Consider the following 11,935-nt stretch of genomic DNA (forward strand, 5'->3'; position numbering starts at 1 on the left):
GTCGTTATCTCAGGAGCGCAACACGACGGTACGATTGCCGGTGACGAAGATGCGATGCTCGGCGTGCCAGCGCACGGCGTTGTTCAGCACCATGGCTTCGAGGTCGTGGCCGATCTCGACCAGATCCTCGGGCTGCTGCGTGTGATCGACGCGCTGGACGTTCTGTTCGATGATGGGACCTTCATCCAGATCCGCGGTGGCATAGTGCGCGGTGGCGCCGATGATCTTCACGCCGCGCTCGTAGGCTTGATGATAGGGCCTGGCGCCCTTGAAGCCTGGCAGGAACGAGTGATGAATGTTGATGCACCGGCCGGCCAGCCGCCGACAGGTCTCATCCGACAGCACCTGCATATAGCGGGCGAGCACCAGCAGTTCCGCGCCGGTGGACTCGAACAGGTGAAGGATTCGCGCCTCCTGTTCCGCCTTCGCGCCGGGCTCGATGGGATAGTGATGAAACGGCAGCCCGTACCACTGCGTGAGCCGCTCGTGCGTGGCGTGATTCGACACGACGCCGACGATGTCGATGGGCAACGTGCCGATGCTCCAGCGATGCAACAGGCTGTTGAGGCAGTGCCCTTGCTTGGACACCGCCACCAGCACCTTGCAGCGACGCTCCGCTTCATGCAGGCCCCAGTCCATTCCGTACCGCTCGGCCGTGACCGCGAACTCCTGGCGCAGCGTATCCAGCGACGGCAACGTGTCGCCTTTGAACATGGTCCGCATGAACGAGCGTTGCGACAACGCATCGACGAAGTGCGCCGCTTCGATGATGGAACCGGAGCGCTCGGCGATGAAACCGGAGATCGCGGCGACGATCCCGGTGCGGTCGGGACAGGAAATGGACAGCGTGAACTGGGGCATGATACTCAACGATTCAAGAAAGGATCGCGCAGCGCATGGGTCAGCCATTGACCGAGGTAGTCTGCAAAGCTGCGGTCGTAATAAAGATCGAACGACGTCTCGTGATGGCGATGCGCCACCACCGGCACGGCTGCGAATCGAGTGCGCGTGCATCGAGTGGACCAATCGATACCCGCCCCCATCGACAACAGCGCCGGCGCGGTCTCACCTCGAACCGTGGCGCAATTGAGCCCCGCCGATACATCCACTGCGTGATGTCTCACGGTCGCGAACTCGCTGGCACACATCGCGATCAGCTTTTCCGCCGACAGCTGATCGCTCACCAGCAGCCACTGATCCGGTCCCAGCGACAGCACCGTCACCTCGCCCGACGTCTTCGCCTCGAGCATGCCCGGCAGCCCATATCGCACGGCCTCGTTCGCCGCCGACATCCCTATACGCAAACGAACCTTGGCCCGCCGCGGATGCGCGTCCATCTCGACCAGTCTGTCAGCCATTCATGCGCTCTCCGGCAGGGTCGAAAAACGCAGGCTTGACCACTCGGGCCTGCAGTGTGCGCCCCTCATCGAAAACAGTGACGATCTCATCGATGCGCGCATGACCTCGTTCCAGCAACCCCAAGCCGATCGACCGTCCCAGCGTGGGACTGAAAGCCGCCGACGTAACGAATCCCTGGCTACGCTTGGGTGACGTAGAAATGACGTGCGCGCCAGCCACCAGCGAGGCCCCCGCCTCCACCGGTTCCAAGCCCACGAACTGACGTCGCGAGGTCTCCTGATCGGCGGTGCGCAACAGCGAGCGACGACCGACGAAGTCGCCGGCCTTTTTCTGGACCATGGCACCGAAGCCCAGGTCCAGCGGATTGGTGGTGCCGTCGGTGTCCGATCCCACGTGCAGAAAGCCCTTCTCCAAACGCAGCACCAGCCAGGCTTCGAGCCCGATGGGCGCGATGCCGAGCTGCGCCCCCCGCTGCATCAGCTCGTCCCAGAACGCTTCGGCCTCGTTGGCGGGAACACTGATTTCATAACTCAGCTCGCCGGTGAAGCTCACGCGCTGAACACGCGCACGCCGGCCTGCAAGCTGCCCTTCCCGATAGTTCATGTGCGGGAACGCGGCGGCGGAGAAATCGATATCGCCCGGCAACTGCTGCAACAGAGTCCGCGCCGCTGCGCCGGCCAAGGTGAGCACGGCCCACTGCGTCGTCACCGGCATCAACACCAGATCGAGATCCGGCCATTCGCATTGATGCCACTCTTCGAGCCAGCCGGCGATGCGCTCGGCATTGGCGCCCGTGGTGCTGACCAGATAATGCTCGGGCGACAGACATGCGAACACGCCGTCATCGATGACGATGCCATTCTCGTTGAGCATCAGCCCGTAGCGCACTTTGCCCGGCTGCAGCGAAGTGACATTGTTCATGTAGATGCGATGTAAGAAGCGTGCGGCATCGGGGCCCCGCACTTCGATCTTGCCGAGCGGCGAACCTTCGAACAGACCGAGCGCCGTGCGCACCGCTTGCACTTCGCGGTTGATCGCCGCTTCGCGAGTCTCGGCGCCACGCAAGTAACAAGCCGGACGTTTCCATCCGCCGTAGTCGTCGAGCTGTGCACCGTGCCTGACATGCCAGCGATGCGCCGGCATATGACGCGGCGGTACATACAGATCGCCCGTGGCGCCGCCGGCAATGGCACCGAACGTCACCGGCATGAACTGCGGCCGATAGGTGGTCGTGCCCAGCGTTTCGATCCCACGCCCGGTCAGATCCGACAGCACGGCCAGTGCATTCAGATTGCTGGTCTTGCCCTGATCGACGGCCATACCGTTGGTGGTGTAGCGCTTCAAGTGCTCGACCGCGACGAAGTTTTCGCGAACCGCCAGCTCGATGTCGGACGTGGTCACGTCGTGCAACAGGTCCACCCATTGCCGTGCCGCTGAAGCCTGCGGCGCGCGACGAACGGCGCGGATTCCATTCGTCTCCGATCGATGCTCGCGACCTGCGTCTCTTGGCACAGGTCGGCTCTCGGCCGCCGCTTCTCGTCCCGCGTGAGTGCCGCTCGCGATCGCGCTCGAAACTGCAAACTCCGCATTCGCGGCGCCGACGATCCGCACGCGCTGACGACAATTGTCAGGAAGAATGCAGGCCAGCGACGAGTCGTAGCGCACCTTGCCGCCGGCCTGTGAATACAGATGCACCGTCGGATTCCAGCCGGAGGACACGGCCAGCGCATCGCACGGAATCCAAACCCGGTTGGCGCCGAGACTGCGACCGTCGTTGGCGAGTTCATCGACCGCAACGGCTTTCAACGTGGTCGAACCGCGCGTGTCGACGACCATGGAAGAGCGAAGCACCTTGATGCCTCGTTGCTGGATACCCTCTTCAATGTTTCGCGCCGCGTTCGTCCGGGCATCGACGACTGCGGCGACCTCGATACCCGCATCATGCAGGTCGAAAGCCGTTCGATACGCATCGTCATTGTTGGTTGCAATCACCGCGCGACGGCCGGCGGCCACGCCATAGCGATTCAGATAAGTCCGCATCGCGCCTGCGAGCATGATGCCGGGACGATCGTTATGAGCGAATACGAGCGGCTGCTCGATGGCGCCCGTGGCGAGCACGACCTCGCGCGCACGGATGATCCAGAACCGTTGTACCGATCCGTCCGGATGTTCTTTATCGGACAGGTCGAGCGCGGTGAGCACGTTGTGATCGTAGTAGCCGGCCACCAGCGTTCGCTTCAGGATCCGGACGCGAGGCGCGCGTGCAAGCTCGCTCACCGCGGCGTCGATCCAGCTCTTGGCGGTCCGACCTTCAACCTGCACTCGTTCGTGCAGCGCTCGTCCGCCGAGTTCGCCATCCTGTTCGATCAGTGCCACTTGCGCACCTGCACGGCTCGCTTCCAATGCTGCCGCGAGACCGGCAATACCCGCACCGACGACCAGCACGTCGCAACGCAAGTGATGCCGGAAGAACGAGGTCTTGTCGTCGCCGGTCGGCAAGGTGCCGAGGCCCGCCATGCGACGGACCGCATCCTCATAGGTGTGCCAGTTCGGCCACTTGAACGTCTTGTTATAAAAGCCGGCCGGCAGCAACCCGTGCACGCGGTCGAAGATGCGGCCCAGATCGAAGTCGACGCTGGGAAAACAATTCTCGCTGGTGACGACCATGCCCTCCACCAGCGGCTGCAGGGTCGCACGCACCAGCGGCACGGCCAGACCGTCGATCTCGACCCGCAGCAGCGCATTGGGCTCTTCGACACCGGCCGAGAAAATGCCGCGAGGACGGTGATATTTGAAACTGCGCGAAACGACGCTGATGCCGTTGGCCAACAGCGCCGACGCCAGCGTATCGCCAACGTGACCGACCAGCGCGCGGCCATTGAAAGTGAACGACACCTTGCGCGCGCGGTCCAGCTGCCCCCCCTTCTCCACCCGATGGGCGCCGGAGCGGCTCATGACAGACTTCCTTCGCTCGTACGCACGCGCTTCGGTTGCGCTTCGCGCGCCGGCGTCACTTCGGACAGCTGCGGCTTCGCGGCGCCCATGAGATAGACCGCGAGGATCTCGTGCGTCACGGTGTCGCGTGCCACGTTGAACCAGCGGCCGCAGCCGTACGAATGCAGCCAGCGCTCGTAGGCGATGCCTTTCGGATTGATACGATTGAACAAGTAGTCCGCCCAGACACGATCGTCGACGTCGAGCGCGGGGCGAGTCACGTGCGACTCGCCGCCGAAACGAAATTCTTCTTCGTCGCGCACGCCGCAGTAAGGACAAGAGATTTGTAACATCAGTGAGCCACTCCAGCCGCCGCGCCTTCATCGATCAGCGCGCCGCTGGTGAAGCGCTCCAGGCCGAACTTCGCGATCAAGGGATGGGCTTTGCCCGTGGCCACGGTATGCGCCATGGTGTCGCCACCCGCCGGGATCGCCTTGTAACCTCCGGTGCCCCAGCCACAGTTGACATAGAGCCCGGGCACGGGCGTGCCGCCCATGATGGGTGTCGTGTCGGGTGTGATGTCGACGATGCCCGCCCACTGGCGCATCAAGCGCAACTGACGGAAGGCCGGGAACAGTTCGAGCAACGCGGTGACGTTCTGATAGAAGGCCGGCAGACCGCCGCGCTGCGCGTAGCTCGTGTAGATGTCCGCGCCGCCGCCGAACACCAGTTCGCCGCGATCGGATTGACTGACGTACATGTGCACCGTCGGCGACAGCACGACAGTATCGAGGCAGGGCTTGATCGGTTCGCTCACCATCGCTTGCAGCGCCATGCTGCTGATGGGCAAACGCAGCCCCAGCTTGCCGGCGAGCACAGTGGAGTGACCCGCCACAGACAGGACGACACTGCCCGCGGCAATCGTGCCCTGAGAAGTCTCTACGCCGACGACACGCTCGCCCTGCCGGCAAAACCCCGTGACTTCACATTGCTGAATGATGTCGACGCCCAGGGCATTGGCACCGCGCGCGTAACCCCATGCGACGGCATCGTGTCTGGAAATGCCGCCGCGTCGCTGGATGAATCCGCCGTGCACGGCAAAGCGTGCCTCCATATTCATGAGCGGCACCAGCTTCTTGATCTCCTCGGGCGTCATCAGCTCCGAGTCGATGTCGTTCACCTGAATGGCATTGGCCCAACGACGCAGACTCTCCAGCTCATGATGACTGTGCGCCAGGGTCAGGATGCCGCGCTGACTCAACATCACGTTGAAGTTCAGATCGCGACTGAGCCCCTCGTAGAGCTGGAGCGAGTGTTCGTAGAACGCCGCGCTCTCCGGCCAGAAATAGTTGGACCGCGTGACCTGCGTGTTGCGCCCGGTATTGCCGCCGCCCAGCCAGCCTTTTTCCAGCACCGCGACGTTGCGGATGCCATGCTTCTTGGCCAGATAGTAGGCGGTGGCGAGCCCGTGGCCGCCGGCGCCTACGATGACGACATCGTAGGCTTTGCGGGGCGTGGGGCTGCGCCATGCCTGGCTCCAGCGCCGGTGTCGTCCCAGCGCGCCGGAGAGCAAGGAAAAGAACGAGTAGTGATGCATTCGACGAAAAGACTGCTTCAAGGGTCGTGTCTGCCCTAAGACGCAGCAGCTGACTGTTTCCTCAGCGGACCTTTCTCGACCCGCCGGACGCCCTCAATCGCCGTACGGCTCGGATAAGACATCGCCTGCAGTCTCGCAACTATGTCATATCCCGCCGGCGCGGCCCGCGCGGCGCGGGTCGGTGCTCGCACTGAGCAATCCCGTCTGCGGATCACGCCAGGCCTGCTGATAGGACCCCATGTGGAAGTCGTAGGGCGGCAGCGGACTGAGCTTTGCGCCGATTCGTGCCAGGTCGCGCAACACCCGTTCCGGAATCCGCGTCTCGATCTCGATCGTATTGTCGTCACGCATCGGCAACATGCGCGGCAGGACGGCGGCTTCGTACGGATCGTAGCTGTAATCGAGGACGTTCGACAGCATCTGCGGCACCGTGCAATGAACATTGCCGGGCGAGCCAAACGACAGATAAGGCTTGCCGTCCTTGAGCACCATGGTGTTGCTCATGACCGAACGCATCCGACTGCCCGGCACGCCCAGCCAGCCGGCGATCGCCGCCCCCATGTCGAACGCCGCGTGGCTGCCGATCATGGGCACGCCGTCGCACACCATTCCGGGAATGCCGCCCGACTGCAGCGTGTTCATCATCTGCGCCCAGTTGCCTTGCGCATCCACGCAGGTGAGCTCGCAGCTGCCCGACGGTTGTTTCGGTTTGGTATCCGGCCCCGACGCACTCCAGCCGAAGGCCTGCAGTTGCCCCCTGGCGGTGGTGAGCTCGATGTGCCGGGTGAGATCGACGTTGTTCTTCGGACGCGAGCGCTTGAGAATTTCCGCCAGGCGCGCGTGATAGTCCTCCGACATCCAGATGTCGAGCGGCACGTCGAAGAACTGCGGATCGTGCAGATGACCCAGTTCGAAATGGGCACGGCGCAGCGCGTGGCCCATGTAATAAAGACTGTCGGCCGACTCGCTGTAATGACCCAGCGAAGCAACATCCAGATGCTTCAGGATGCCGAGCACCAGGTTGCAATACAGGCCCTGACGCTCGGGCGGTGCCGGCTGCGCGATCTCGTAACCCTTGTGCCGATAGCGCAGCGGCTCCATCCAGCGCGGCGCATTCGCCGACAGATCCTCGATCTTGATCTGCCAGCCCACCTGATGCGCCAGCTCCACGAAATGTCTGGCCCAGTCGCCGTGCGTGAAATATTCCGGGCCCTGGTCGGCCAGCTTGCGCAGCGTCTTGCCGAGCTCGGGATTCTTGAGCCGCTCGCCCACCGAAGGCGTGAAGCCATTGGGCGTATAGAGCGCCCGCATCGCTGGAAAATACGTGTTGCCGTCGAGCTCGAAATCCAGCACCGAGCGGGTGAATTCATCGAGCGGAAAGCCCTCCTCCGCCCACGGAATCGCCGGTTCGACCAGCGACGCCCAGGGGCGACTGCCGAAACGCGTATGCATCGCCTGCATGCCGGGCATGAAGCCGGGAATGCACGCCATCGGCGGACCGGCCGCGACACCGCCCAGCCCCGGTGGATAGGTGCGCATCGGCGGCAAGTCGGGATGCAACGTGCCCATACTGTTCAAGTAATGCGTGGTGCTCGACTTCGCATCCCAATACAAACAACTCACCGTGCCGGTGTGGTTGGTCATGTCGATCTGCACGGTCGCTTGCGTGATCGAGCCGGCGATCACCGCATCCATGGCATTGCCGCCGGCCTTCAACACATCGAGCATGGTCTGCGTCACGATGGGATGCTGGCTGCTGGCGACGGCGCGCTTACCGCGCACCACTTCTTTGGGACCCTGACGAGACAGATCCTTGAGTGAGAATTGCCCATTCTGCGTGGAGCCACGGGCCGCGGCATCGGCGACCGAAGTGCCGGCGGCGAGGCCCGTTGCCACCAGGCCCGCGCCTCGGATGAATTGACGACGATCAGTAGCCATGCAACTTCTCTCCGATGATTGAAACGCCTGCCGTCCAAGACGCGGCAGGCGGCCCTCGCCACAATGGCGCTGGCTCGCGCTCAGAACTGCGCGGTGAAGGACAGCTGGTAGGTTCGATCCGGTGTGAACCCGATCTGCACGGGTAACCCCATTGCGTCGGCGGTCGCGGCCGACACCGCCAACGACTGCGAGGCCGCCGCGATCCTGTGCTCGCCGGCCACGTTCAACACCTGCAAGTTGACGCCAAACCGATCGTTCCAGCTGATGGCGGTGCGGGCGTCCACGAACAGCGTCGAGGGAATCGTATAGAACCGCGTGCCCGTGTCGCCGGGAAAGCTCGAGTCATATTCGCTGCGATAACGCAGTCCGCCGCCCAGGCTCCAAAGTTTGTTGCCGCCAAACGGCAGTGAGTAGTCCGCCAGCAGGCCAGCTGCCCATTCCGACGTGAGCGGCAGACGATCGCCCACCACCGCGCCGCCTCGTGCTCCCGGCAGCAGACGGGTCATCTCCGCATCGGTGTACGAAACATTCGCCGACACCGTGAATGAGCGGACCGGCGCAAACGTGCCCTGCAACTCCACGCCCCGGCTGCGCGCATCACCCGCGTTGCCGATGACGGTGTTGGTGCCATTGAAGTAGTTGAGCTGGATGTTGGTCCAATCGATATAGAACACCGTCGCGTCCGCCCGCAGCCGGCCGTCCAGGCCCGCGGTCTTGAAGCCGATCTCATAGTTCTTGGTTTCATCCGGATCGAACGATGAAGTGCTGGTCGGACCGCCCGGCCGCCAGCCCGTCGCGTAGCGGGCATACAGCATCGACTCTCCGGGCAGATGCCAGCGCACTCCCAGCGATTCGGTCAGCACATCCTCGTTCGACTCGCCCCCCGAGCGGGCGGGAAAGAGGCCGATCAGCTGCAGGTAGCCGCTCGCCGTCACGTCGCGGTCCTGCTCGTTGTGGCTGTAGCGAACGCCCGCCGACACGTCCAAGGTCGATGTGATGTAGTACGTGACGTTGGCGAAGCCCGCGTACTCGGTCGACTTCGTATCGTTGATCACCGTTTGATAATTGGACAGCAGGGCCAGCGTCGGCGCCAATGCCGGTGGCGGCGGCGCGCCGTAGTTATAAATGATATTGGTGCCGCTGACGTAGCGGTTGTCTTCATCGGTATAGTACAGGCCGGTCATCCATTCGAACTTCTCGCTCGGCGCGGACGCCAGGCGCAGTTCCTGAGTGAATCGCTCGGTCGACGGCGCCACGGGACCGGCCGCCTGCAACAGCGACGCCAGCGCGCCGAACGACGGCACGAATGCCGGCACGTAGATGGTCGTGTAGTCCGAGAGCATGCTGACCTTGAAACGGGAATTGCTGGTCGCCGAAGTCAGCGTCATGCCGTTCGCGAAGTCATAGTTCACGGTGGCCTCGGTCACCGTGTAGGTCGAGCGCCTGAAGCCGTCGACGTAGTTGAATCCCGCAAACTCGCCGTAGATCGGCTGCAACGTCTGTGCGTTGCCGTCGACGGTGCCGACATGCGGCGTGTTGCTCTCATCCACGAACGCCGTGAGATCGATGGTGAGCGGATCGCTCGGCTTGATCCGCAACTTGATCCGGCCACCCTGGCTCGATCGCTCCTCGAGGCCGGTGCGTCCCGTACGCACATCCGTCAATGGCCCGTCGTTGTGAGAGTAGAAGCCGCTCAAGCGCACCGCCATCTTGTCTCGCCACAGCGGAATGTTGGTGCCGGCCCGCGTCGAATAGCCGTCCGTGTCCGTTCCCGTCGAGCGACCGTATTCCAGGCGCGCATACGAATCCCAGTTCTGCAGATCCGGCTTCTTGGTCACATATTTGACCAGGCCGCTGAGCGTGCTCGCGCCATACAACGTGCCTTGCGGTCCGCGCAGCACCTCGACCCGCTCCAGATCGAACGGATCGATGTCGGGGCTGAACAGCGCGCCCAGCGCGAACCCCGAGCTCGAGCCGAACGGCGCATCGTCGATATAGACGCCGACCGCCGGGCTCAAATCGCTGCTGCCCGTCGACACGCCGCGCATGATGATGCGGTTCGATGAGCCAGCCGAAGCCGCGACGCTCACGCCGGGGATGTAGGCGGCAAGATCGCTGAGATCCTCCGCGTGCACGCGCACCACCAGATCCTCACCGATCGCCGTGACCGACGAACCCACTTTCTCCAGCGACTCATTGCGCTTGTTCGCTGTGACGATGATTTCCTCCAGCACGCTCGCCGCGTCGCTCTCGGCGGCAAAACTGACGACGGGCACGCTGACTGCGCCGGCCAGCGCCGCAGTGATCGGCAGATACAACACACGAGAATGTGACATCGACACGGCAACCTCCCATGGATCATCTATTACTTATCGGACGCGACCAGGCGGGCGGCTCAGGACGCCGCCTCCAGAGTGTTTGCTCAATACCCCACAGCGCGACCGCCCAGCGCCAGCTCACGAATGGCGCCACCGTGCAGCTCACCTGTCTTGGGATCCACCTGCACACCAATCCAATAACCGCGCAGCGAGTCGTTCTCGACGATGGGCTGTCCCAGCTCGCCGACCTTCGCGATGAACTCCGGGGTGAGGTCGCCTTTGCCGACGGCCAGCGGCGGCCCGCCTTCGGCCTGCACGCCGAACAGGAACGAGCCCAGGCTCGGCTCGTCGATCGCCTGTTGCGGCGTCATTCCGAAGTCCATGACATTGACGAGCGCGCCCAGCGTGCGGTTTTGCAGGCCGGCGCCGATCGAGCTGAAGCCCATGAAGGGCTTGCCGTTCAACACCACCAGGCCGGGCTGGGTCGGATCGGGCAGGCGCTCGCCGGGCGCGACCTTGGCGATGGCTTCGCGCTGAAACGAAGCGGAGTCGGGAATCGAGACACCGTCGACATTGATTCCCGAGGCGCCCCAGCTCACCGCGTTGATCGAATGGCACACAGCTGCGATGTTGCCCCACTGGTCGATGACGACGACGGCATCGGAGTGAGCCGGCTTCGGGTTCGCGGAAGAAACAGTGGCGGCACGGCGCGCCTGCATCTCCTTCCAAAGGGTCGCGGCTGTTTCTTTCTTGACGCGCGACGTGAGGGACAGATCGATGCCGAGCTTCTGCGCGGCGCCGGGATCGTATTCAAAGAGCATTTGCACTTTGGCGATCTGCGCCAGGGTGAACATGGCCTGCGGCGACTGCGAATATTTCCCCATCTGGGAGAGGCCGGCGATTTCCGCGAGGTTCATCGCCTGCACCAGGTTCACGCCGCCGTCGGCGGGCATCCCATGCACATAGAGGTCATACCCGTGATAGGTCGAGTGCAGCGGTTCGGACCAGATGACTTTGTAGTTCGCCAGGTCCTCCAGGGTCATGCGGCCGCCATCGCGCGCCAGAGCGGAGACGAATTTCTTCGCCCACGGGCCGCGATACATGTATTCCGCGCCGTCGTTGGCGACATGGCGCAGCGTCTGCGCCAGCGCGGGTTGTTTGAATGTCTCGCCCGGCTGATAGGCGCTGCCATCAGGTTTGACGTAGACCGCCTTGGTCTCGGGCAGACGACCGAGCACGGCCTTGCGGAATTCGTATTGACCTTGCAGTCCCTTGCTCCACTCGACGCCCTGCTCGGCGCAGCGAATGGCGGGTTCGAACACTTTCTGCCGCGGCAATTTCCCGAAGCGTTCATGCGCCGCCTCGACGCCGGCCATGAAGCCCGGCACCAACGCGGTCCTGCCACTGGGCTGATAGCTGCCGCCGTGCAGATCCTTTGCCAGATCGACCGGATTGATGCCGGGCAGAGTCGTGGCGTCCGTTTCCGCCTTCACGGTGTTGTAGGCGGCATTCATGTTGTAGGTCCGACCGCTGGCGGCGTCGAAGTACACCATCGTCATGATGCCGGCATAGCTCACCCACGAACCGGCGGCCATGCAGACTTGAGTGAGCGCGGTCGCCATCGCGGCATCCGCCGCACTGCCGCCGGCTTTGAGAATCTCCACACCGCCTTCGATCGCCGTCGATCCCGTCGTGCCTGTCACCATGCCGTGACCGTGTGCGGCTGGCACGGCCATGACCGCGGCACTGAGTAGCAACGCATGTTTCTTCATGTCGGATTTCCTGTGGC

8 protein-coding genes are annotated in these 11,935 nt (G+C 63.5%); all 8 read right to left on the minus strand.

Features of this window, described 5'->3' with window-relative positions:
* Positions 1-9 precede the first annotated feature (9 nt).
* Entirely contained in the window at positions 10-861 is an 852-nt protein-coding gene (purU, locus tag EKO19_RS20685; protein ID WP_129778334.1) for a formyltetrahydrofolate deformylase, read from the minus strand.
* A 5-nt stretch (positions 862-866) separates the two neighbouring features.
* A complete protein-coding gene (locus EKO19_RS20690) occupies positions 867-1,358 on the minus strand; it encodes a sarcosine oxidase subunit gamma (RefSeq protein WP_129778335.1) in 492 nt (163 codons plus the stop codon).
* Complete coding sequence (locus EKO19_RS20695; RefSeq protein WP_129778336.1) at positions 1,351-4,314, minus strand: sarcosine oxidase subunit alpha family protein; 2,964 nt, start codon at positions 4,312-4,314, stop codon at positions 1,351-1,353. The genes EKO19_RS20690 and EKO19_RS20695 overlap by 8 nt, the downstream gene beginning before the upstream one ends.
* Positions 4,311-4,646, minus strand: coding sequence for a sarcosine oxidase subunit delta (locus EKO19_RS20700; RefSeq protein WP_129778337.1), 336 nt, complete (start codon positions 4,644-4,646; stop codon positions 4,311-4,313). The genes EKO19_RS20695 and EKO19_RS20700 overlap by 4 nt, the downstream gene beginning before the upstream one ends.
* Positions 4,646-5,890, minus strand: a complete 1,245-nt coding sequence (locus tag EKO19_RS20705; RefSeq protein ID WP_129778554.1) for a sarcosine oxidase subunit beta family protein — start codon at positions 5,888-5,890, stop codon at positions 4,646-4,648. The genes EKO19_RS20700 and EKO19_RS20705 overlap by 1 nt, the downstream gene beginning before the upstream one ends.
* A 144-nt stretch (positions 5,891-6,034) precedes the next feature.
* The gene (locus EKO19_RS20710; protein WP_217705484.1) at positions 6,035-7,828 is read right to left on the minus strand and encodes a gamma-glutamyltransferase family protein; all 1,794 of its coding nucleotides are present in this window, start codon (positions 7,826-7,828) and stop codon (positions 6,035-6,037) included.
* 80 nt (positions 7,829-7,908) lie between these two features.
* A complete protein-coding gene (locus EKO19_RS20715; protein ID WP_129778338.1) occupies positions 7,909-10,164 on the minus strand; it encodes a TonB-dependent receptor in 2,256 nt (751 codons plus the stop codon).
* An 86-nt stretch (positions 10,165-10,250) separates the two neighbouring features.
* A complete protein-coding gene (locus tag EKO19_RS20720; protein ID WP_129778339.1) occupies positions 10,251-11,918 on the minus strand; it encodes a gamma-glutamyltransferase in 1,668 nt (555 codons plus the stop codon).
* Positions 11,919-11,935: the final 17 nt, after the last annotated feature.

It is taken from the genome of Peristeroidobacter soli (assembly GCF_004138485.1).
Lineage (GTDB): Bacteria > Pseudomonadota > Gammaproteobacteria > Steroidobacterales > Steroidobacteraceae > Steroidobacter > Steroidobacter soli.

Coding starts and splice junctions, on each gene's coding strand:
- EKO19_RS20715 (WP_129778338.1), bottom strand. CDS start 10,164: ATGTCACATTCTCGTGTGTTGTATCTGCCGATCACTGCGGCGCTGGCC.
- purU (WP_129778334.1), bottom strand. CDS start 861: ATGCCCCAGTTCACGCTGTCCATTTCCTGTCCCGACCGCACCGGGATC.
- EKO19_RS20705 (WP_129778554.1), bottom strand. CDS start 5,890: ATGCATCACTACTCGTTCTTTTCCTTGCTCTCCGGCGCGCTGGGACGA.
- EKO19_RS20695 (WP_129778336.1), bottom strand. CDS start 4,314: ATGAGCCGCTCCGGCGCCCATCGGGTGGAGAAGGGGGGGCAGCTGGAC.
- EKO19_RS20700 (WP_129778337.1), bottom strand. CDS start 4,646: ATGTTACAAATCTCTTGTCCTTACTGCGGCGTGCGCGACGAAGAAGAA.
- EKO19_RS20710 (WP_217705484.1), bottom strand. CDS start 7,828: ATGGCTACTGATCGTCGTCAATTCATCCGAGGCGCGGGCCTGGTGGCA.
- EKO19_RS20720 (WP_129778339.1), bottom strand. CDS start 11,918: ATGAAGAAACATGCGTTGCTACTCAGTGCCGCGGTCATGGCCGTGCCA.
- EKO19_RS20690 (WP_129778335.1), bottom strand. CDS start 1,358: ATGGCTGACAGACTGGTCGAGATGGACGCGCATCCGCGGCGGGCCAAG.